Source organism: Burkholderia sp. MR1-5-21, assembly GCF_053427715.1.
This window is the reverse complement of the sequence record NZ_JBSAXD010000008.1, coordinates 89613-109806: the sequence shown is the minus strand read 5'-3', so window position 1 is coordinate 109806 and position 20194 is coordinate 89613. Positions and strand designations below refer to the sequence as shown.

The window sequence follows — 20194 nt, the reverse complement described above, 5'->3', positions numbered from 1 at the left end:
TGATGTTCGTCATTCATCGGGACGTTGTCCACATCTCGTGTGGACAACGTCGTGGACAAAACGTTGAGTTCCGTAAAAAAGCGAATCGAAACAACGGTGTGCTTGGACTGCTCCGAAAGCGGGCGCGCAGCGTGCGCCGCGCAGCCCGAAACGGGCCGTATTCTACTGGTTCCGCGCGACGCGCCGTCCGGCGAATAGCGGGTCGGCCCGGTGCCGACGCGCGACGCGCTGCGGCACCGGCACGGGGATCGCCGCGAAGGGCCGCCGCACGTGTGACCACCACATGGATGGCCACCCCGCGGATCGCCACCCGGCGAATGACCGCCCCACCGCGCTTCACGGCTTGCGCTTCGCTTCGAGCGTCTCCCACCGTTCGAGCGCGGCGAGCAGCTCGTCGTCGATCGCCGCGAAGCGCTCGGTCAGGCGTGTGCCTTCCTGCGGGTCCTTCGCGAAGATCGAGCCGTCCTCGAGCTGTGCGCCGATCGTCTTCTGCTCTTCCTCGAGCGTCGCGATCCGGTCCGGCAACGCATCGAGCTCGCGCTGTTCGTTGAACGACAGCTTCACGGTGCGCTGCGCGTTGCGGCCCGCCGCGCTCTTGGCCGGCTCTTCCTTGACGGGCGCGGCTTCCTTCGTCGCGCGCTTCGCGGCGTCCTGCTGCGCGAGCTGCTGCGCGCGCTCGCTCTGGATCTGCCAGTCGGTGAAGCCGCCGACGTATTCGCGCCACTTGCCGTCGCCTTCGGACGCGATCACCGACGTCGCGACGTTGTCGAGGAACGCGCGGTCGTGGCTGACGAGCAGCACGGTGCCGTCATAGTCGGTCAGCAGTTCCTCGAGCAGCTCGAGCGTCGGGATGTCGAGGTCGTTGGTCGGTTCGTCGAGCACCAGCACGTTGGCCGGCCGCGCGAACAGGCGCGCGAGCAGCAGGCGGTTGCGCTCGCCGCCCGACAGCGATTTCACCGGCGAGCGCGCGCGTTCCGGCGCGAACAGGAAGTCGCCGAGATAGCTCATCACGTGCTTGCGGTTGCCGGCGATCTCGACCCATTCGCTGCCGGGGCTGATCGTGTCCGCGAGACTCATCTCCTGATCGAGCTGCGCGCGCATCTGGTCGAAGTACGCGACCTGCAGGTTCGTGCCGGTGCGCACCGTGCCTTCGTCCGGCTTCAGCTCGCCGAGGATCAGCTTGAGCAGCGTGGTCTTGCCCGCGCCGTTCGGGCCGACGAAACCGATCTTGTCGCCGCGCATCACGGTCGTCGAGAAGCGGTCGACGATCGTGCGGCCGCCATAGCGTTTCGTCACGTCGGTCAGTTCCGCGACGATCTTGCCGGACTTGTCGCCCTGCGCGACATCGAGCTTCACGTTGCCCTGCGCGTTGCGGCGCTCCGAGCGTTCGCGGCGCATCTGCTCGAGGCGCGCGATGCGGCCGACGCTGCGCGTGCGGCGCGCCTCGACGCCTTTGCGGATCCACACTTCTTCCTGCGCGAGCAGCTTGTCGAATTTCTCGTTCTCGACGCGCTCGACTTCGAGCTGCTGCGCCTTGCGCGTCTGGTACGCGGAGAAATTGCCCGGATACGACAGCAGGCGGCCGCGATCGAGTTCGACGATGCGCGTCGCGACGCGGTCGAGGAACGCGCGATCGTGCGTGATGAAGAAAAGCCCTGCGCGCTGCGTGACGAGCAGCTCCTCGAGCCAGCGGATGCCGTCGAAGTCGAGGTGGTTGGTCGGCTCGTCGAGCAGCAGCACGTCGGGCTGCACGACGAGCGCGCGGGCGAGCGCGACGCGCTTCTGCATCCCGCCCGACAGCGCGTCGACGGGCGCATCGACGTCGGCCAGGCCGATCTGCGCGAGCGTCATCGACACGCGCGTGCGCCAGTTCCATGCGTCGGTCGCGTCGAGCGACGACTGCAGCGCGTTCATTCGCGCGAGCAGCGCGTCGTGCTCGGCGCCTTCGGGCGTCTCCGCGAGGCGGTGCGCGATCGCGTCGTATTCGTCGTGCAGCGCGCGCGCATGCGTGAGGCCCGACGCAACCGCGTCGAATACGGTCGCGCCGGGCTCGAATTCGGGTTCCTGCGGCACGTAGACGGTCACGAGCTCCTGCTGGCGCGTGACGAGGCCGTCATCGGGCCGCGCGAGATCGGCGACGATCTTCAGCAGCGACGACTTGCCCGCGCCGTTGCGGCCGATCAGGCCGACGCGCTCGCCGGCCTCGAGCGAGAAATCCGCGTGATCGAGCAACGCGACGTGACCGAACGCGAGCTGCGCGCCGGTAATGGAATAAAGCGACATGGGGAAGACGGCGAAGAGAAATCGGAAGCGCTCATTGTACCGGTGGCGGGGCCGCCGCCGGCATGGCCGAACGGATGATGCCGCAAGACCGGCCGTGCAGGCCGGTTGCGGGCCGGCGCGCGCGGGCCGGCGGGCGGCGGTTCGGGACGACTGGTTGCGGATGGCGGGTGCGCGCGCCTCGCAGCGACGGCCGAGCCGCCCGTACAGGTGCGCCCGCTTACTTGACGTTGACGGTGATGGTCCGGCTCAGCTCGGGACCATACGACCGGTGCGCGCCATCGCCGAACTGCAGCGTCAGCGTATGCTGGCCCGGCGGCAGCTTGATGTCGGTTTCGGTCTGGGCCTTGCCAAAGTGCAGCGAACGCTCGGAAGCCGGAATCACCTCACCCTTCGGAATCGGCCCGCCGTCGATCAGCAAGTGGTGGTGACCGGTATGCGGCGTCATGTCGCCGGCCGGTCGCAGCGCGATGTCGCCCTCGAGACCGAACTTCGCGTGCACGGGGTTCGACACGGTCGCGCCGTCCTGCGGCTCGACGAAGTACACGCGCGACTCGGCCCGCGCCGCCACCGACACGGCCATCGCGGCCACGCACACCGCACCCGCGATCCACTTTCTGTTGAGCATCGTTTTCTCCTTATGATTGGACAGCCCGGGAAGCATACACCGCACACAAGGCGCGCGTGTTTCGGCCGCGCTGTTCGCGATGCGCACGTTTAAAACGACGTTGCGGCCAAGTTCGGCGAAATTACGGTACCATTGCGCCTTTCGTCCGCCGGCCAGGCCGCGGACGGCAATTCCCTGATTTCATCATCCTGAGCGCGACATGAGCGAAGTGACCGAATACCAGAGCTGGGTCTGCCTGATTTGCGGGTGGGTCTACAACGAAGCGGAAGGGCTGCCCGACGAGGGCATCGCGCCCGGCACCCGGTTCGCCGACATTCCTGCAGACTGGCGCTGCCCGTTGTGTGACGTGAGCAAGGAAGACTTCGTCGTCGTCGATTTCTGATGGCCTGAGCGCGCGGCGCGCTCGTATCGGCCCGTATTCCGTCTGTCGAGGCGAACGCGCGTTTGCTATACTCTGCGCGCTGTCCACACCGCTGTCCGGTCCGCGCCGCGCGCGACGCCGGATCCGCAGGCTCCCCGTAGTTCAATGGATAGAACAAGCGCCTCCTAAGCGCTAGATACAGGTTCGATTCCTGTCGGGGGGACCAGCGATGTCTCTGCACACGCCGCCGACACCGGCCACGCCCGTCGATTCCCCCATTCCGCACTCATCGCGCAGCGCGCATGCACGACACGGCAACCGCGTCGAACGCCGCGACCCTGCATTGGCGCTCACCACCGCAGTCCGCCACGGATAGACCTCATCTGGTCGCGGCTCACCGCGCCGGCATCGCGATGCCGGCACGGCACAACCAGTCAGCGCGTCACTGCTCGACCGCGTGCTTCACGTCCTTCGACGCATGCCACACGCGATACCGCACTTCGAAACCGTTCGGCACATACACGACGATCGGCAGCCGGCTGTTGTAGCGCAGCAGCTGATCGTCGCCGCGCACCTGCACGAACCGTTCGCGCGGCGCCTGTCCCGGACAGGCCATCATCGTCGACGCCGGGCCCTTCACGTCGGATAGCCGGTAATACGAATAGCCCCAGCCCTGCACGGTCTCGGCCGTCAGTTCGCCGCCGAACCACTGCTGGTTGCAGTCGGTCTGCAGGGTCTTGCCGATCATCAGCTCGACGCGCGCGTCGGCTTCGTCGGCCAGCGCGGGCAGCGCGATCGCGACGCGCTGCTGGCCGGCAGCGGGCTGCGGGAACATCTTGATCGATTCGGCCGGAACGACCGGCTCGGACGCCGGCCCCGCCGCGCATGCAGCGGCGGCGGTCATCACGCAAACGGCGGCCAGTGCGGCCCGGATCGCAAATTTCATCGATGTGCTCCTGTATGACGAATGGCTCCGGATGCTAACACTTTCGCCGGAAGACCTTACGGCGCCGTAATTTAGAGACACAATTGCTGACGGATCTGCGGCACTCCGCCACATATGATTCGACCCAACGGAGAACGCCATGATCAAGCTCATCACCCTTACCGCCACCGCCGCCGTCGCCACGCTGCTGACGGGTTGCGTCGTCGGCCCGGACGCCGGCTACGGCTACGGCTACGGCCAGCCCTACTACTCGGATCCCGGCTACGCGTACGGCCCCGCCTATGGCCCCGCATACGGCACCGTCAACATCTGGGGCGGCGGCGGCGATTGGGATCGCCGCGATGACCGCCGCGGCGACCGCGACTGGCACCACGACCGCGGCCCGGGCGACCGCAATTGGGGCGATCGCGGCAACGGCAATGGCAATGGCTGGAATCACGGCAACGGCAATGCGAATGGCAACGGCTGGAATCACGGCAACGGCAATGCCAACGGCAACGGCAACGGCTGGAATCGCGGCAACGGCGGCAACCGCCCGAGCGAAGGCAATCGCGCGAACGGCGGCAGCCGGGACTCGCGCGGCGGCCAGGCCAACGACGACCGCGGACACGGCCTCTGGCACTGACGTAATTGCAACCGTTTGTATCCGGCGCGGGTGACGCGCACCGGCTCGAGCGACGTTGCGCATGCATCCATTTCGCGACTCTGCGGCATCTGCGCTAACACGCTCCAACGAAAAGGCCCTCGCACGATGCGAGGGCCTTTTCGTTTCCATTCCGCATTCACCGGCACGCGCCGCGGCGCACTGCCGTGTGCCGCACGCGTGCGGCCCGGCGTGCGATCACGGTACCGGCGCAGCGCGGCAACCGATCAGTCGATTGGCCGCGCGCCACCGCGCTTACCACCCGCCCGGCTGCGCATAGCCGTAACCGCCCTGCGCCGGCGCGCCGCACACGTACGCGCGCTGATAGCGGTCATAGCAATAGCGGGGCTGGCCGCCGTCGCCATCGTCGTCCTGATACTGCGCCTGCTGATAGCTCGGCGGATACGCGGGCGGCTGGTAGGCCGGCGCCTGGTAGTAGGTCGGCGGCTGATAGGCCGGTGCCTGATAGGCGGGCGCCTGATACACGACCGGCGGATTCAGCGCGGACGTCACGATCGCGCCCAGCACCGCGCCGCCGATCAGCGCGCCGATCACGGCGCCACCGTCGCGGCCATGCGCGGAGGCCGGCCCGGCGACGGCAAGCGAACCGGCGAGAACACACACTGCTGCGAGCTTTTTCATGATGCACTCCCACGCGAAGTGGTACGGGATGCGATGCATTGTGGCGACAAGCAGCCGTAATAGATGCAGCAAGTGGTAACGCGCAATTACGGCGAACCGGCGGGCCCCGGCGCGCAACCCGCCGTGCTAGCATTTTCGGGACAAAGGAGACGCCCGCATGCAGCCCGAAACCGCCCGACGTTTCGATACCGAATTCGCGCCGCGCATCGCGCGCGCGATCGCCGCATTCTTCGCCGATCACGTCGACGCCGACGTCGTCCCGTACGGCGGTCACGGCCACCCGACGCGAGTACGGATCCACAGCACGCCGCACGAACACGTGAGCGGCTTCGCGCATCCGCTGAACCTCGAGCTGACCTGGGATACCGACGAAATCGAACGGCTGATGGAACCGGACGGCACGGAGCGCTTCGAGCATTACCTTGCCGCACTGCCGAGGAAGCTGACCGCGTGGCAGAGCGCGCGCGACATCGATCTCGTATCGCGCACGCAGGGCGACCCGCTCGTGCGGCTGGGCGGACTCGACTTCGAGGGGTGACCGCGCGGACGGCCAGCGTGCCGATCCACGTCGACGACGCGTCGCGCGGCCCGGTGCTACACTCGGCCGGTTTGCGCCCGCCTGCTCTGCCCGCCTGCATGAACGAGCGTCATTCGCACAATTCCCCGCTTCAACCTGCCGCCCATCACCGCAAGGAGGCTCCATGGCCGCGTTCCGGCTCCTGACTGACGCGTTCCCGTCATGAATGCCGATACCGGCCTGCCGCTTCCGCAACGCTACTGGGCGATCGTCTGCGTCGCACTGGGCATCACGCTCGCCGTGCTCGACGGCGCGATCGCCAACGTCGCGTTGCCGACCATCGCACGCGACCTGCATGCGTCCGACGCTTCATCGATCTGGATCGTCAACGCGTACCAGCTCGCCGTCACGATCACGCTGCTGCCGCTCGCGTCGCTCGGCGAGCGCGTCGGCTACCGGCGCGTCTACATCGCCGGCCTCGCGCTCTTCACCGTCGCGTCGCTCGGCTGCGCGCTCGCGACATCGCTGCCGATGCTCGCGGTGCTGCGCGTGATCCAGGGTTTCGGCGCGTCGGGCATCATGAGCGTCAACGCGGCGCTCGTGCGGATGATCTATCCGTCGTCGATGCTCGGCCGCGGCCTGTCGATCAACGCAATGGTGGTCGCGCTGTCGTCGGCGGTCGGGCCGACGGTCGCATCCGCGGTGCTGTCGGTCGCGCCGTGGCCGTGGCTCTTCGCGATCAACGTGCCGATCGGCATCGCCGCGGTGCTCGGCAGCGTGCGCGCGCTGCCCGCCAATCCGCTGCACCACGCGCCGTACGATATCCTGAGCGCGCTGATGAACGCGTGCGTGTTCGGGCTGATGATCATGGCCGTCGACGGGCTCGGCCATGGCGAGCGCGGCGCGCTCGTCGCCGCGGAGTTCGCGGTGGCGTTCGTCGTCGGCTACTTCTTCGTGAAGCGGCAGCTGTCGCAGCCGGCGCCGCTGCTGCCCGTCGACCTGATGCGCATTCCGGTGTTCGCGCTGTCGATCTGCACGTCGGTCGCGTCGTTCACGTCGCAGATGCTCGCGTTCGTCGCGCTGCCGTTCTGGCTGCAGAATTCGCTCGGCTTCTCGCAGGTGGAGACGGGCCTCTACATGACGCCTTGGCCGCTCGTGATCGTCGTCGCCGCGCCGCTCGCCGGCGTGCTGTCGGACCGCTACTCGGCCGGCGTGCTCGGCGGCATCGGGCTCGCGCTGTTCTCGGCCGGGCTGCTGTCGCTCGCGACGATCGGCGCGCATCCGGACACGGTCGACATCGTGTGGCGCATGGCGCTGTGCGGCGCGGGCTTCGGGCTGTTCCAGTCGCCGAACAACCGTGCGATGCTGTCGTCGGCGCCGCGCGAGCGCAGCGGCGGTGCGGGCGGCATGCTCAGCACCGCGCGGCTGACCGGGCAGACGCTCGGCGCCGCGCTCGTCGCGCTGATCTTCGGTGTCGCGCCGGCGCACGGGCCGACCATCGCGCTCTACGTGGCGGCCGCGTTCGCGGCGGCCGCGGCCGTCGTCAGCACGCTGCGGCTCGCGGCCCCGCAGCCGAACGCGTCGGCCTGAGCCCGCCGCATCCGGCGCGCGTCACGTCAGGTCGTGTCGCGTCACATCGCGTCATGCCGCGTCGAGCGCGTCCAGCACGAAGCGCACGCGCGCCTTCACGCTCGCGCGCGGCAGTTGGATCAGCCGATAGCCATACGACGCGTAGCATTCGACCATCGCGTCGTAGGTGCGCACCGCTTCCGCGAAATCCTGCCGCCGCTCGGCATCCTGCGTGTAGATGTCGGGCCACGGCGGCGCGATGAACACGCGCCGGTGATAGCGGAAATGCCGCGCGGCGGCCCCCGCGCGCAGGCACCGCGAGCCCCGACAGCCGCAGGTAGCCGATCACGTCGGGCACGCCGCGGTCGAAAAAGACCGGCCCGCGCGCCTGTCGCGCAAGATGGTGCGAACGCATCTCCCAGCTCAGCATCAGCTCCGCGAATGCCGCCGGGTCACGCCACGGCAGCGCCGGGCCGTCGACTGCCATCTGGTCCTGAATCACCCCGCGCCCGGCCTCCTGCGAGCGCGCGAAGCCGGCGCGTTCAAGCGCATCGATCAGCGTGCTCTTGCCCGAGCCGGGCCCGCCCGTCAGGACGACGAAGCGCCGGATGGCTTCGTCCGCCCTGTCGTGCGCCCCATTGTCCGCGCCGAGACTGCGCGCCGCGGCGCGCTCAGACATGGGCGGCCCGCCGGCCCGCGCGCCGCGTCACCGACGCGGCCGTCGCGACGCTGCGCAGATCCGCGAGGAATGTCTCGCGCCACGCCGACAGGTCGTTCGCGCGCAGCCGCGCGAGGTTCGCCTCGTGGCGCGCCTGCCGCTCGGCAAGGGGCATCGACAGCGCACGCTCGAGCGCCTCGGCCATTTGCGACAGGTCGTACGGATTGACGCGCAACGCGCCCGTCAGCTCGGCCGCGGCGCCCGCAAACTCGGACAGCACGAGCACGCCCGGATCGGCCGGGTCCTGCGACGCGACGTACTCCTTCGCGACGAGGTTCATCCCGTCGCGCAGCGGCGTCACGTAGCCGACCTGCGCCATCCGGAAGAACGCCATCAGCAGGTTGCGCTCGTACTTGCGGTTCAGGTACTGGATCGGCGTCCAGTCGAGCTGCGCGAAACGGCCGTTGATGCGCCCCGCCTCGCCTTCGAGCGTCTCGCGGATGTGCTGGTAGGTCTGCACGTCCGCGCGCGTCGGCGGCGCGATCTGCACGAGCGACACGCGCCCCTGCCAGCCCGGTGCGTTCGCGAGCATCCGCTCGAACGCCTGGAAGCGCTCGACGAGGCCCTTCGAGTAGTCGAGCCGGTCGACGCTCATCACGAGCTTGCGGCCGTCGAGCGCGTCGCGCAGCATCTTCACCGGCTTGCGCGCGCCGTATTGCACGGCGGCCTGCGCGATCGCATCCGGATGCACGCCGATCGGATACGCGGCGACCTTCACGACGCGCCCGTGCGCATGCAGCATCCCGTCTTCGCTCGACGTGCCGACCCCGCGCCGCTCGATGGTGTCGACGAACGCCTGCTTGTCGGCTTCGGTCTGGAAGCCCGCGACGTCATACGCGCACATGAACTTCACGAGCTCTTCGTGCGGCGGCACGATGCGCAGCATGTCGGGCGACGGAAACGGAATGTGCAGGAAGAAGCCGATCGGGTTCTTCACGCCGAGCTCGCGCAGGCAAGGCGCGAACGGCAGCAGGTGATAGTCGTGAACCCAGATCAGGTCGTCGGGACGCAGCAGCGCGGCGAGCTGTTTCGCGAGCGCGCCATTCACGCGCAGATAGCCCGCATATTCCTGGCGGTCGAAGCGTGCGAGATCGCCGCGATAGTGGAACACCGGCCACAGCGTCGCGTTCGAGAAACCGCGGTAGTACTGATCGTAGTCGCGCCGCGTCAGGCCGACCGTCGCATAGGTGACGTTGCCGTCGCACCGGATCGCGGGCTCGTCCGGCGCGCCGACGATCTCGCCGCTCCAGCCGAACCACATGCCGCCGGTTTCCCTCAGCGCGTCCATCACGCCTACCGCGAGGCCGCCAGCGCTCGGGCGCGTGTCCTCGCCGAGGCCGACACGGTTCGATACCACGATCAATCTGCTCATGCGGCTTCCCCTCCTCGATTCGAATGGCCGGCGCGCGGCGCACGCCTTGACGGGCGCGGCAGCTTCGGGGCCGCCGCGCAGCGGTTCACGCGTGAGAAATCTTGCGAAGCGCAATGGCGCAATGTGATGGCCAAATGCGGCGATGAAAAGCGACGACGAAATGTCACGAAGACGACGTCACGCGTCCTGCTCCAGGCCGAGGTCGCGTTGATACTCGAGTCCTTCCGGGCGGGCCCCGCCCTGGTTGTGATCGCCATCGGACGGCGCCGCGTCGGGCGCGCCGGCTGGCGGTGCGGATGGCGCATCCGTGCGCGGCCGCGGACGGCCGGCGCCCGCGTCGGGCGGCTGATGCGCTGGCCGTTTCGAACGGCGCATGGCTGGGTGTCTCATGCTGGGAGCGGCGCGTGGCCGTCGTAGAAACATTCCATAACAAACCAGTCTAGGCGCGTTCATGGTGCGTCAAAGTAACAATTACCTTCAATTTGTAACGTTTCGACCCCTCGTCAGCCATCTGCCAGACAATAGCGCCGCGCGCGCGCGAGCCCCGCCGGCCGGCGATTTGTCAAAGCTTTGCAGTTTTCCTATGACAATTGCGAAACAATGGCACGGCACGTGGGCGCGCGCATGCATCGCCGCTCACCCAGACAGGACTCGCACTCAGGGATGAACATTCGTTTCGAATCGCCGCGCCGGGCCATGCCGGCGCGCATCGCGCTGGCGGTGGCCGCCACGGCCGCGCTGCTGTCCGGCTGCAACTCGCTGTACAGCGAAGGCGCGACGGCCGGCGCCGGCATCGCGGGCGCCGCGATCGCGTCCAAGGTCACCAACAATGCGGCCGTCGCGACGGGCATCGGCCTCGGCGCGGTCGCCGGCGCACGCGCGGGTGTCCAGTACACGCAGCGCGTCGCGCACCGCTACTCGCAGCAGCAGATCGCCAGCGCGGCCGGACCGCTCGACATCGGCGGCGTCGCGCCATGGTCGACCAACCATTCGTTTCCGATCGAGGACGACGAGCGCGGCCGCGTGACGGTCAGCCGGATGATCAGCGTCGGCCCGCTCGACTGCAAGGAAATCGTGTTTTCCGTCGACACGCCGGCGAAACCCGATGCCGCCGCGCAATCGGCGTTCTACGTCGCCACCATCTGCCGCGACGGCCCGGTGTGGAAATGGGCGTCGGCCGAGCCGGCGACCGAGCGCTGGGGCGCGCTGCAATGAGCGTAGCGTTCCGTTTCGCGTGGCTCGGCGCGCTGTGCGCGGCCGGCGCCACGCTTTCCGGCTGCGGCTCGGTCGGCGCGGCGAGCGGCGCACTCGCGGGCGCGGCGACGGGCCTCGTGACCGCGAACCCGGCCGTCGGCATCGGGGTCGGCATCGCCGTGCAGGCCGCGACCGACGAGGCCGTGAACCGCTCGATGAAGCAGCTCCATCAGAACCAGCAGGATGCGATCGCGCAGGCGGTCGGCGGCCTCGCGGTCGGCGAAGCGAAGCCGTGGACGGTGAAGAACACGATTCCGCTCGACAACGGCGAAGGCGAAGTGCGCGTCACGCGCGCGTATTCGACGCCGCTCGCACTGTGCAAGGAATTCGCGTTTTCGGTGAAGGATGGCGCAAAGGCCGACTGGTATTTCGCGAGCGCGTGCCAGCAAGGGATGCACTGGAAGTGGGCCGCGGCCGAACCGGCCGTCGACCGCTGGGGCAACCTGCAGTGATGCCGCAGGCACGCCGCGCCCAATACGCCCGGTAGCGTCCGGCAGGCGCGGCGCTCGCCGCTGCCGGGCGGGCGGCCCGGCATGCCGATCAGGACTCGACGTCCTCGAGACTGAAGATCTCGGTCTGGTCGTTGTACGAGAAGATCTCGCCGTAACGGCCCCAGTCGATCACCGCGTCGAGCGTCTCCTCGGCGGCGCCGTCGGACAGCGAATCCTCCAGCTCCTGCTCGAAACGCACGCGCGGCGCGCGATGGCCCGGCCGTTCGTTCAGCACTTTCTTGATCCGCGCCGCGAGCGGCACGTGCTTCAGCAGGTGGTCCGCGAACATCAGCTTGCGCTCCTGCGTGCCGAACTCGGCAAACACCCGCCCCGGCGGCGTCAGGAACACGTCCCCTTCCCGCACGTCGGCGAAGCCGAGGTACTGCAGCACTTCGGCGATCGGGAACAGGTCGTCGACCTCGAGATGCAGCGTGCGCGCGATTTCCGGCATGTCCGCGCGGCCATGGTACGGCGGTGCGGCCAGCGTTTCGATCAGGCCGGCCATCAGGTTGGTCGACACCTGCGGCAGCCAGCTGCCGAGTTCGAGCCCCTTCTTCGTCGCCTCGCCGATCTGGCGCGCCGTCATCTTCGCGTAGATGTCGTCGACGAGCCGGCGGAACGCCGGGTCGAGACGGTTGCGCGGATGCTTGAACGGCACCTTGATCTCGGCGATCACGCGGCCCGGGTTCGACGACAGCACGAGGATCCGGTCGCACATGAACACCGCTTCCTCGATGTTGTGCGTGACGATCAGCACCGACTTGATCGGCATGCGGCCCTGCGTCCACAGGTCGAGCAGGTCGGTACGCAGCGTCTCGGCGGTCAGCACGTCGAGCGCCGAGAACGGCTCGTCCATCAGCAGGATCGTCGGATCGACGACGAGCGCACGCGCAAAGCCGACGCGCTGGCGCATGCCACCCGACAGCTCGCGCGGATATGCGTTCTCGAAGCCGTCGAGACCGATCAGGTCGATCGCCGCGAGCGCGCGTTCGCGCCGCTCGCGCGCGCCGACGCCGAGCGCCTCGAGGCCCGCTTCCACGTTCTGCAGCACGGTGAGCCACGGGAACAGCGCGAAGGTCTGGAACACCATCGCGACGCCTTCGGCCGGGCCGCGCAGCGGCTTGCCGAGATAGCTGACTTCGCCGCCCGTCGGTTCGATCAGGCCGGCGATGATCCGCAGCAGCGTCGACTTGCCGGAGCCGGAACGGCCGAGCAGCCCGACGATCTCGCCTTCGCGCAGCGACAGGTTCGCGCCGTCGAGCACGAGCAGCTCGCCCTGGTTCTTGTTGAACCCGCGGCTGACGTCGTCGACGCGCAGGATCTCGTCACCGAGGCGCGGTGGCATCGACGGCGTCTGGACGGGGGCGTTTACAGCATTCGGATTTTGCATCGCGTTTCGCTCTCAATCAGTCTCAGTCGAGCCGCAGCTTCGCTTCCGCGAACGCATACAGCGGGCGCCACAGCAGGCGGTTGAACAAGGTCACGAACAGGGACATCACCGCGATGCCCAGAATGATCTTCGGGAAATCGCCCGCGGCCGTCGTCTGGGCGATATAGGCGCCGAGGCCGTGCGCCTCGATCTTGGTGTCGCCCCACTGGACGAACTCCGACACGATGCTCGCGTTCCACGCGCCGCCCGACGCGGTGATCGCGCCCGTCACGTAATACGGGAAGATGCCCGGCAGGATCGCCTGGCGCCACCACTGCCAGCCGCGGATGCGGAAGTTCGTCGCCGCCTCGCGGTAGTCGTTCGGATAGGAGGTCGCGCCGGCAATCACGTTGAACAGGATATACCACTGCGTGCCGAGCACGATCAGCGGCGACAGCCAGATGTCGGCGTTCAGGTGGAAGCGCGCGATCACGATCACGAACACCGGGAACAGCAGGTTCGCCGGGAACGCGGCCAGGAACTGCGCGAGCGGCTGCACCTTTTCGGCGATCGACGGCCGCAGCCCGATCCACACGCCGATCGGCACCCAGATCACCGACGCGATCACGATCAGCAGCATCACGCGCAGCAGCGTGATGAGCCCGAGCACGAACACGTGGCCGACCTCGGCCATCGTCACGCCGGTCGCCACGAAGCTGATCACGCGCCAGACCACGTAGGCCGTGCCGAGCAGCACGAGGATCGCCCAGACGATGTCGGTCGCGAGCGACGCCTTCTTCTCGACGCGCGGCAGCGAGAAGCGCACCTTGCCGGACAGCGGCAGGCGGAACGGGATGCGCGCGGCCTTCGCGAAGAACCAGCCGGCCGGCACGAGCAGCTTGTGGATCAGCCGCGTGCGGCGCACGAGGTCGAGCAGCCACGACTCGGGCGCGTTGCCGGAGCTCGTGGTTTCCATCCGGAACTTGTCGGCCCACGCGACGAGCGGTCGGAACAGCAGCTGGTCGTAAGCCAGGATCACGACCGTCATCGCGAGGATCACCCAGCCGATCGCGCCGAGGTTCTTGTCCGAGATCGCCTGCGCGAGATACGCGCCGATCCCCGGCAGAGTGATCGTGTTGTTGCCGACCGTGATCGCCTCGGACGCGACGACGAAGAACCAGCCGCCCGACATCGACATCATCATGTTCCAGATCAGGCCCGGCATCGAGAACGGCACTTCGAGCTTCCAGAAGCGCTGCCACGCCGTCAGGTGGAAGCCGCGCGACACTTCGTCCAGATCGCGCGGCACTGTGCGCAGCGACTGGTAGAAGCTGAACGTCATGTTCCACGCCTGGCTCGTGAAGATCGCGAAGATCGCGGCCAGTTCGGCGCCGAGCACGCGGCTCGGGAACAGCGCGAGGAAGAACGTGACCGTAAACGAGATGTAGCCGAGCACCGGCACCGACTGCAGGATGTCGAGGATCGGCACGAGCACCATGCCGGCCCGGCGGCTCTTCGCGGCGAGCGTGCCGTACACGAGCGTGAAGACGAGCGACGCGACCATCGCGGCGAGCATCCGCAGCGTCGTGCGCAGCGCGTATTCGGGCAGGTTCGACGGATCGAGCGAGATCTTCTGCGTCTTGAGGGTCGCGATCGGCGCCAGCGTTTCATGGAAGCCGACGACCGCCATCGCGATCAGGCAGATGATCAGCGGAAAGGCGATGAAGTCCCACCGGTTCGGCAGGACGCGCCATGCGGATGCATTGGCGATCCTGTTCGGATCGAATCCGATATCCATCAGGCGCTCTCCCCGGTAAGGCCGATCGAATCGAAGTAATTGACCGGCAGACGATGTTGAATCATGGCAAAGCGCACGGGCGCGGTAATTCGTTTTGACTCGCGATGCAAGGCGGACGCAACGCGCCGCACGTGCTCACTGCACCACCGCGCGCGGATCCCGGCCGAGTCGTTCCGCAAACGGCACGACACTACTACAACCTCTGTTTCAGGCACAACCTTCCGGGGCGAAACGGTGGATTCCGGCCGCTGCCGCGGAAAAACGGGCCCGGAACGGGCGGGCGGCAGACGGATCGGCGCAGGATGGCGCGGCTCGCAGTCGTCCGGCCGGCGCGCTGGCCCGAATTATGCCGTGATCCGGCCCGGTCGGGAACCCGCCTGCAGCGCGCGGCGCGAAACCGTGTGCGGCATCAGGAGTCGGACCCGGCGAAGCAGGTATGATCAGGGCTAGGGTCTGTTTGCCTATGGAACGTGCATGCGAATGCCCGAAATCGCCCGCATGGCAAGGAGCGAGGAGCGCCGTTTGGCCGAGCCAAACAAGCGACGAGCGACGCCGTCATGCGGGCGATTTCGGGCATTCCCGTGGAATGGTTTTTTTAAATTTGGGGTTGCCACGAGAACGGCCGCTCGCCGCGTTGCGCTCCTTGGCGATACGTCCAGTATTCGCGGCGTCGCGCGCCTCGCGAGCGGCCGTTCTCGTGGCAACGCATGCACGTTCCATAGGTAAACAGACCCTGGCCCCTACGGGGATTGTCCGACGAGTTCGACGAGCGGGAGGAATGGGAATGGCGGGAAACTTGGTGATCGTGTGCCGCGATCAGGATGCCGATGCGTTCTATGATCTGATGCAGGAATACGGTTCGTTCCAGACGCGGCTGTCGTCGACGGCGTGGTACCTGAACATGAACATCGTGCCGGAGTCGCTGCAGGAAGAGATCCTCGAGCGCCTCGGCCGATATACGACCGTCTATATCTTCGAGGCCACCAGCGTGACCTACAACACGATCGACAGCAACGCGGCCGAGACGCTCGGCACGCTGTTCGGCGAATGACGCGGCATGGCGCGCCGCGCAGCCGCGCGGGCGCCATGCATGCCGCTCACGCGGCCTGGGCGTGCGTCTCGTGCTTCGGCACCACGTCGAACGGGAACGTCATCATGACGCGCAGGCCCCCTTCCGGCCGGTTGCCGATCTCGCACGTCCCGCCCAGCCGCAGCACCAGCCGCTCGACGATCGCAAGCCCGAGGCCGCTGTGCCCGTTGCCGCCGCGCGCAGGGTCGAGGCGGACGAACGGCCGGGTCGCGGCCGCGAGGTCGCGCGGCGCGATGCCGCCGCCATGGTCGCTGACCGACAGCACGTAGCCGGCCGCGCTGCGCTCGGTTTCGACGATCACCGGCGGCGCGCCGTACGCGTGCGCGTTGTCGAGCAGATTCGACAGGATCCGGTCGAGCGTCGCGGTCGGCAGCAGGAAGCCCGGATCCGCGGCGAGCCGGGTCTCGACGGTCGGCGCGTTCGGCGCGACCGCGCGGTAAGTGCGCGCGATCCGCTCGCAGGCCTGGTCGACCGGCACGGGCTCGCTGCGGTCGCTGCCGCCGTGCGCGAACACGAGGAACTGGTCGACGATGTGCGACATCGAGTCGACGTCGCGCACGACGCCGTCCCGCAGCCGCGCATCGTCCATCATCTCGGCGCGCAGGCGCATCCGCGCAAGCGGCGTGCGCAGGTCGTGCGCGACGCCCGCCAGCATCACCGCGCGATCGTTCTCCGCGCGCGACACCTGCTCCACCATCTGGTTGAAACCCTGCGTGAGCTGGCGCAGCTCGCGCGGCCCGCGCTCGCGCAGCGGCGGCACCGGCTGGCCGCGGCCGAAGCGGGCGACCGCGCGCGCCAGCGAACGCAGCGGCTGTTGCAGTTGCCAGGCCGCGAACAACGCGGCGATCACGCCGGCCGAGAAGATCGTGCCCAGCCAGAGCAGCATCCGGTCCAGCGAGCGCGGCGGCCGCAGCGGCTGCACGGGCACGACGATCCAGTTCGCGTCGGCCGGCTCCTTGACCCACAGCACCGGCGGATGGCCCGGCGCGCCGATCTCGACCTGCGTGCCGGGCGGCATCCGCTCGCTCACGTCATCGCGGAACCGCTTCAGCGGCGCCGGCAGGCTGCCGCCGGCATGCGGCGGCACGTCGGCGCTGCCGGGCGGGACGAGCCGCACGCGCGACGGCAGCGGCTGGTCCGGCGTACGCGCGACGTGCTGGCGCACCGCATCGACGAGGAACGCGGCTTCCTCGACCGCATAGCGCGTCTGCATCTGGTTGCGCTCGAGCCGGATCGCGAAATACCACGCGAAATGCGACAGCAGCAGGACCCCGACGACGAGCAGCGACAGCCGGCCGAACAGCGAATCAATGGGTTTGCGCATGGGCCTCGCCGTCGGGCACGAACACGTAGCCGCGCCCGCGCACCGTCTGGATGAAGCGCGGCGTCGACGGATCCGTTTCGAGGATGCGCCGCAGGCGCCAGACCTGCACGTCGATGCCGCGGTCGGTGCCGTCGTATTCGGGTCCGTGCAGCAGTTCGAGCAGCCGCTCGCGCGTGAGCGTGCGCAGCGCGTTGTTCACGAAGATCTTCAGCAGCGCGAATTCGCTGCTCGACAGCGTCGCCGGCTTGCCGTCCACCGACAGCGTGCGCGCCTGGAAGTCGAGCACGAAGCGGCCGAACGCGTAAGGCTCGCGCTGCTCGGGCGCCGCGGCCGACGGCGTCGCGCGGCGGCGGCGCAGCACGGCCTGCACGCGCGCGAGCAGCTCGCGCGGGTTGAACGGCTTGCCGAGGTAGTCGTCCGCGCCGAGCTCGAGCCCGACGATGCGATCGACGTCGTCGGCACGCGCGGTCAGCATGATCACGGGGATGTCGTCGCCCGCCGCGCGCAGCTGGCGCAGCGCGGTGAGGCCGTCCACGCCCGGCATCATCAGGTCCAGCACGATCAGGTCGGGGCGCTCGCGCTCGAGGCGCTTCTCGAGCGTCGCCGCGTCGTGCAGCACGGAAACCTCCATGCCTTGGCGCACGAGGTAGTCGCGCAGCAGGTCGCGGAGTTCTTGGTCGTCGTCGACGATGAGGATCTGGGTAGTCATGGCTCGGAGTTTACCGCGCGAGGGCGGCTGCTAAAAACGATACAAAGGGACGAAAGGGTTACTGCGGGTTACCGCGCAAGGGAACTGTAATGCCTGGTAATTCCGCCGCCGGCCCGCGTAACACCGGCCGGGACGCGCGTCGCTAACCTGCGTCTTACCGGATGCGGCAACGGGCGCCCCCCTTTCCCGCCGTCGCATCGCCGGATCCTTTGGTTACAGGAGTTTCTGAAATGTATAAGAAGACGTCCCGAGTGGCCATTGCGGCCGCCACTGTGCTCGCTCTCGCATTCGGCGCCGCGCATGCGGCCCCGCCGGCCGACGCGCCGCCGCCGGGCGGCCCCGGCATGCACCACATGCACGAAGGCGGCCCGTTCGGCGCGATCATGCGCCTGCACGACCAGCTGAAGCTCACCGCCGCGCAGGAGCAGCAGTGGCAGACCGCGGTCAACACGATGAAGCAGAACCACGAAGCGATGCGCAAGAGCCATGAGCAGATGCGCGCGCAGTTCAAGGCGCAGCAGAACCAGCCGATCCTCGACCTGAACGCGATGAACGCCGCGCGCCAGCAGGCCGAGCAACAGAATGCGCAACTGCGCGAGCAGACGTCGGCCGCGTGGCTCGCGTTCTACAACGGCCTGAACGACCAGCAGAAGACGACGGTCAGCACCGCGATCAAGCAGCAATACGCGCGGATGGAGCAGCGCCACGAGAAGATGAAGGAGCGCTGGGAACAGCACCGTCAGGACGGCAAGGCCGCGTCGGCGCCGGCGCAGTAATCCGGACGGTCGCCGCGCCCGGCCCGCGCGGCGGCCCGGCGGACGCCTGCGAGCGGGCCGCGTCCGCCCCTCCTCCTCGCCCGTTCAGGCGAGATCGAACATCAGCACCTCCGCATCCCGGCCGCGCGTGAACGCGACCGATTCCCCCCGCCGATCCGCGCGCCGTCGCCGGCCTCGAGCGGTTCGCCGTTGACGTCCACCGCGCCGCGCGCCACATGGACGTAAGCCCGGCGCCGGCCGGCACGCCGACCGCCGCTGCTTCGCCGCCGTCGATCCGTCCCGCATAGATCCGCGCAGCCGCGCGCATCGACACCGAACCGCCGCGCCCGTCCGGCGATGCGACGAGCCGCAACCGGCCGCGCTTCTCTTCCGCCCCGAATTGCTGGTGCGCGTCATCACGATAGTCACCGAACGAGAAGCTGTAATGCGACTCGAGCCAGCCGCGATGGGTGTAGCCGCAACCGGCCGCACGGCTAATTTCGAACACGCGGCGCTCCGCGAGGGTTTTCCCGAGTGCCGCCAATGCAGGGATTCGCGGATGCCGCAACAATCCGCGCACACGCACCGAATCGTTGCACCCATGAGCCCAATTCGCGCAATACTCGTTGCGACTACAGCGATTGCCGCAACAGCCCGAGCGATTCGGGTCGGCCGGCGTCGTCCGGCACCAACGGATGTGCCGGTGCGCGCGCTTCTGCGCTGTCCGGGGATCGCGTTCGGGTAAAATACCGCGCTTTTGGCGCCCGCCTGTCCGGCGGTTGCCGCCGCCCGGACGCCGAACGACGATTTTTGGCTATCTAGAATACGGCGCGGTGCCCGGCCCATGAGGCCGCGCACGCCGCCCCGGCAATTCAGCAACAGAAGGATGGAAATGAAGAAGGCCGCCCTGTGCGCCGCCCTCGCCCTCGTGGCGGGCAGCGCCTTCGCGAAGGAGTGGAAGACCGTGCGGATCGGCGTCGATGCCAGCTACCCGCCGTTCGAGTTGACCGCGCCGAGCGGCGAGATCGTCGGTTTCGACGTCGATCTCACGAAGGAAATCTGCAAGCGGATCAACGTCAAATGCGTGTGGGTGGCGCAGGATCTCGACGGGATCATCCCGGCGCTGAAGGCGAAGAAATACGACGTGATCGTGTCGTCGCTGACCGTGACGGACAAGCGCCGCGAACAGATCGACTTCTCCGACAAGGTGTACGACGCGCCGGCGCGAATGATCGCGAAGACGGGTTCGCCGCTGCTGCCTACCGTCGCGTCGCTGAAGGGCAAGCACGTGGGCGTCGAGCAGGGTTCGACGCAGGAGACCTACGCGAAGGCGTACTGGGAGCCGCAGGGCGTGACGGTCATTCCGTACCAGAACCAGGACCAGGTCTACGCCGATCTCGGCTCGGGCCGTCTCGACGCGACGCTGCAGGACGAGCTGCAGGCCGACTACGGCTTCCTGCGCACGCCGCGCGGCAAGGGCTTCGCGTTCGCGGGGCCGGAAGTGAAGGATCCGAAGACGATCGGCGACGGCACCGCGATCGGCCTGCGCAAGGAAGATACCGACCTGAAGCTCAAGATCAACAAGGCGCTGGCCGACATGCACAAGGACGGCACGTACGACCGGCTGTCGCACAAGTATTTCGCGTTCAGCGTCTATTCGGCCCACTGAGCGGCCCGCTGAGATCCGGACGCGGGGCTTGCCCCGCGTCCGCGCAGTACAGGCAGTCA

The 20194-nt window shown here is 68.2% G+C and carries 20 protein-coding genes, 1 tRNA gene and 1 pseudogene; 10 read left to right on the top strand and 12 right to left on the bottom strand.

What is annotated here, in order from left to right; all coding sequences use genetic code 11:
* Positions 1 to 336: 336 nt before the first annotated feature.
* Complete coding sequence (locus ACV229_RS13450; protein WP_448083614.1) at positions 337 to 2283, bottom strand: ATP-binding cassette domain-containing protein; 1947 nt, start codon at positions 2281 to 2283, stop codon at positions 337 to 339.
* Positions 2284 to 2500: 217 nt separating this feature from the next.
* Positions 2501 to 2908, bottom strand: a complete 408-nt coding sequence (locus ACV229_RS13445; RefSeq protein WP_448083613.1) for a DUF4399 domain-containing protein — start codon at positions 2906 to 2908, stop codon at positions 2501 to 2503.
* 199 nt (positions 2909 to 3107) lie between these two features.
* On the opposite strand from ACV229_RS13445, the gene ACV229_RS13440 reads away from it, so the two are divergent.
* Together ACV229_RS13440 and ACV229_RS13435 are read left to right on the top strand one after the other, a co-directional pair.
* A complete protein-coding gene (locus ACV229_RS13440) occupies positions 3108 to 3290 on the top strand; it encodes a rubredoxin (protein WP_124597676.1) in 183 nt (60 codons plus the stop codon).
* A gap of 130 nt (positions 3291 to 3420) precedes the next feature.
* Positions 3421 to 3495 (top strand) — tRNA-Arg (locus tag ACV229_RS13435).
* A gap of 216 nt (positions 3496 to 3711) precedes the next feature.
* On the opposite strand, the gene eco is transcribed toward ACV229_RS13435, so the two are convergent.
* Complete coding sequence (gene eco / locus ACV229_RS13430; protein ID WP_448083612.1) at positions 3712 to 4215, bottom strand: serine protease inhibitor ecotin; 504 nt, start codon at positions 4213 to 4215, stop codon at positions 3712 to 3714.
* A gap of 139 nt (positions 4216 to 4354) precedes the next feature.
* Between eco and ACV229_RS13425 the strand changes: the two genes are divergently transcribed.
* The gene (locus tag ACV229_RS13425; protein ID WP_448083611.1) at positions 4355 to 4840 is read left to right on the top strand and encodes a hypothetical protein; all 486 of its coding nucleotides are present in this window, start codon (positions 4355 to 4357) and stop codon (positions 4838 to 4840) included.
* A 273-nt stretch (positions 4841 to 5113) separates the two neighbouring features.
* Here the strand turns inward: ACV229_RS13425 and ACV229_RS13420 are convergent, their stop codons facing one another.
* A complete protein-coding gene (locus ACV229_RS13420) occupies positions 5114 to 5539 on the bottom strand; it encodes a hypothetical protein (protein WP_448083610.1) in 426 nt (141 codons plus the stop codon).
* Positions 5540 to 5657: 118 nt separating this feature from the next.
* Between ACV229_RS13420 and ACV229_RS13415 the strand changes: the two genes are divergently transcribed.
* A complete protein-coding gene (locus ACV229_RS13415; protein ID WP_448083609.1) occupies positions 5658 to 6038 on the top strand; it encodes a DUF5594 family protein in 381 nt (126 codons plus the stop codon).
* A gap of 201 nt (positions 6039 to 6239) precedes the next feature.
* The gene (locus ACV229_RS13410) at positions 6240 to 7607 is read left to right on the top strand and encodes an MFS transporter (RefSeq protein ID WP_448083608.1); all 1368 of its coding nucleotides are present in this window, start codon (positions 6240 to 6242) and stop codon (positions 7605 to 7607) included.
* 51 nt (positions 7608 to 7658) lie between these two features.
* Here ACV229_RS13410 and ACV229_RS13405 read toward each other — a convergent pair.
* From ACV229_RS13405 to ACV229_RS13395, 3 genes and pseudogenes are all read right to left on the bottom strand, one after another.
* Positions 7659 to 8265: pseudogene (locus ACV229_RS13405) on the bottom strand (AAA family ATPase).
* Positions 8258 to 9676 (bottom strand): alpha,alpha-trehalose-phosphate synthase (UDP-forming), encoded by a 1419-nt coding sequence (otsA, locus tag ACV229_RS13400; protein ID WP_448083607.1) that lies wholly within the window; start codon positions 9674 to 9676, stop codon positions 8258 to 8260. Before otsA ends, ACV229_RS13405 begins: the two are co-directional and overlap by 8 nt.
* Positions 9677 to 9853: 177 nt before the next feature.
* Positions 9854 to 10051 (bottom strand): hypothetical protein, encoded by a 198-nt coding sequence (locus tag ACV229_RS13395; RefSeq protein WP_448083606.1) that lies wholly within the window; start codon positions 10049 to 10051, stop codon positions 9854 to 9856.
* A gap of 288 nt (positions 10052 to 10339) precedes the next feature.
* Between ACV229_RS13395 and ACV229_RS13390 the strand changes: the two genes are divergently transcribed.
* Together ACV229_RS13390 and ACV229_RS13385 are read left to right on the top strand one after the other, a co-directional pair.
* Positions 10340 to 10891, top strand: coding sequence for a hypothetical protein (locus ACV229_RS13390; RefSeq protein ID WP_448083605.1), 552 nt, complete (start codon positions 10340 to 10342; stop codon positions 10889 to 10891).
* Positions 10888 to 11382 (top strand): hypothetical protein, encoded by a 495-nt coding sequence (locus tag ACV229_RS13385; protein ID WP_448083604.1) that lies wholly within the window; start codon positions 10888 to 10890, stop codon positions 11380 to 11382. Before ACV229_RS13390 ends, ACV229_RS13385 begins: the two co-directional genes overlap by 4 nt.
* A gap of 88 nt (positions 11383 to 11470) precedes the next feature.
* On the opposite strand, the gene ACV229_RS13380 is transcribed toward ACV229_RS13385, so the two are convergent.
* Together ACV229_RS13380 and ACV229_RS13375 are read right to left on the bottom strand one after the other, a co-directional pair.
* Positions 11471 to 12811 (bottom strand): ABC transporter ATP-binding protein, encoded by a 1341-nt coding sequence (locus ACV229_RS13380; RefSeq protein WP_448083603.1) that lies wholly within the window; start codon positions 12809 to 12811, stop codon positions 11471 to 11473.
* Between the two features lie 22 nt (positions 12812 to 12833).
* On the bottom strand, positions 12834 to 14588 hold the full coding sequence (locus ACV229_RS13375; protein ID WP_448083602.1) for an ABC transporter permease: 1755 nt from the start codon (positions 14586 to 14588) through the stop codon (positions 12834 to 12836).
* 784 nt (positions 14589 to 15372) lie between these two features.
* On the opposite strand from ACV229_RS13375, the gene ACV229_RS13370 reads away from it, so the two are divergent.
* On the top strand, positions 15373 to 15639 hold the full coding sequence (locus ACV229_RS13370; protein ID WP_448083601.1) for a double-stranded DNA-specific endonuclease: 267 nt from the start codon (positions 15373 to 15375) through the stop codon (positions 15637 to 15639).
* 46 nt (positions 15640 to 15685) lie between these two features.
* Here the strand turns inward: ACV229_RS13370 and ACV229_RS13365 are convergent, their stop codons facing one another.
* Positions 15686 to 17002, bottom strand: a complete 1317-nt coding sequence (locus tag ACV229_RS13365; RefSeq protein ID WP_448083600.1) for an ATP-binding protein — start codon at positions 17000 to 17002, stop codon at positions 15686 to 15688.
* Complete coding sequence (locus ACV229_RS13360; protein ID WP_448083599.1) at positions 16986 to 17711, bottom strand: response regulator; 726 nt, start codon at positions 17709 to 17711, stop codon at positions 16986 to 16988. Before ACV229_RS13360 ends, ACV229_RS13365 begins: the two co-directional genes overlap by 17 nt.
* A gap of 230 nt (positions 17712 to 17941) precedes the next feature.
* Here ACV229_RS13360 and ACV229_RS13355 point away from each other — a divergent pair, with 230 nt between their 5' ends.
* The gene (locus ACV229_RS13355) at positions 17942 to 18487 is read left to right on the top strand and encodes a periplasmic heavy metal sensor (protein WP_448083598.1); all 546 of its coding nucleotides are present in this window, start codon (positions 17942 to 17944) and stop codon (positions 18485 to 18487) included.
* A gap of 101 nt (positions 18488 to 18588) precedes the next feature.
* Here ACV229_RS13355 and ACV229_RS13350 read toward each other — a convergent pair whose 3' ends face one another.
* Entirely contained in the window at positions 18589 to 18687 is a 99-nt protein-coding gene (locus ACV229_RS13350; protein WP_448083597.1) for a hypothetical protein, read from the bottom strand.
* A gap of 671 nt (positions 18688 to 19358) precedes the next feature.
* On the opposite strand from ACV229_RS13350, the gene ACV229_RS13345 reads away from it, so the two are divergent.
* Positions 19359 to 20135, top strand: coding sequence for an ABC transporter substrate-binding protein (locus ACV229_RS13345; protein WP_448083596.1), 777 nt, complete (start codon positions 19359 to 19361; stop codon positions 20133 to 20135).
* Positions 20136 to 20194 lie beyond the last annotated feature (59 nt).

Excerpts from the sequence above, each read along its gene's own strand:
- ACV229_RS13420 (WP_448083610.1), bottom strand. The coding sequence starts at position 5,539 with ATGCATCGCATCCCGTACCACTTCGCGTGGGAGTGCATCATGAAAAAG.
- ACV229_RS13375 (WP_448083602.1), bottom strand. The coding sequence starts at position 14,588 with ATGGATATCGGATTCGATCCGAACAGGATCGCCAATGCATCCGCATGG.
- ACV229_RS13395 (WP_448083606.1), bottom strand. The coding sequence starts at position 10,051 with ATGCGCCGTTCGAAACGGCCAGCGCATCAGCCGCCCGACGCGGGCGCC.
- eco (WP_448083612.1), bottom strand. The coding sequence starts at position 4,215 with ATGAAATTTGCGATCCGGGCCGCACTGGCCGCCGTTTGCGTGATGACC.
- ACV229_RS13450 (WP_448083614.1), bottom strand. The coding sequence starts at position 2,283 with ATGTCGCTTTATTCCATTACCGGCGCGCAGCTCGCGTTCGGTCACGTC.
- ACV229_RS13390 (WP_448083605.1), top strand. The coding sequence starts at position 10,340 with ATGAACATTCGTTTCGAATCGCCGCGCCGGGCCATGCCGGCGCGCATC.
- ACV229_RS13380 (WP_448083603.1), bottom strand. The coding sequence starts at position 12,811 with ATGCAAAATCCGAATGCTGTAAACGCCCCCGTCCAGACGCCGTCGATG.
- ACV229_RS13415 (WP_448083609.1), top strand. The coding sequence starts at position 5,658 with ATGCAGCCCGAAACCGCCCGACGTTTCGATACCGAATTCGCGCCGCGC.
- ACV229_RS13445 (WP_448083613.1), bottom strand. The coding sequence starts at position 2,908 with ATGCTCAACAGAAAGTGGATCGCGGGTGCGGTGTGCGTGGCCGCGATG.
- ACV229_RS13365 (WP_448083600.1), bottom strand. The coding sequence starts at position 17,002 with ATGCGCAAACCCATTGATTCGCTGTTCGGCCGGCTGTCGCTGCTCGTC.
- ACV229_RS13410 (WP_448083608.1), top strand. The coding sequence starts at position 6,240 with ATGAATGCCGATACCGGCCTGCCGCTTCCGCAACGCTACTGGGCGATC.
- ACV229_RS13425 (WP_448083611.1), top strand. The coding sequence starts at position 4,355 with ATGATCAAGCTCATCACCCTTACCGCCACCGCCGCCGTCGCCACGCTG.
- ACV229_RS13370 (WP_448083601.1), top strand. The coding sequence starts at position 15,373 with ATGGCGGGAAACTTGGTGATCGTGTGCCGCGATCAGGATGCCGATGCG.
- ACV229_RS13355 (WP_448083598.1), top strand. The coding sequence starts at position 17,942 with ATGTATAAGAAGACGTCCCGAGTGGCCATTGCGGCCGCCACTGTGCTC.
- ACV229_RS13360 (WP_448083599.1), bottom strand. The coding sequence starts at position 17,711 with ATGACTACCCAGATCCTCATCGTCGACGACGACCAAGAACTCCGCGAC.
- ACV229_RS13440 (WP_124597676.1), top strand. The coding sequence starts at position 3,108 with ATGAGCGAAGTGACCGAATACCAGAGCTGGGTCTGCCTGATTTGCGGG.
- ACV229_RS13345 (WP_448083596.1), top strand. The coding sequence starts at position 19,359 with ATGAAGAAGGCCGCCCTGTGCGCCGCCCTCGCCCTCGTGGCGGGCAGC.
- ACV229_RS13385 (WP_448083604.1), top strand. The coding sequence starts at position 10,888 with ATGAGCGTAGCGTTCCGTTTCGCGTGGCTCGGCGCGCTGTGCGCGGCC.
- otsA (WP_448083607.1), bottom strand. The coding sequence starts at position 9,676 with ATGAGCAGATTGATCGTGGTATCGAACCGTGTCGGCCTCGGCGAGGAC.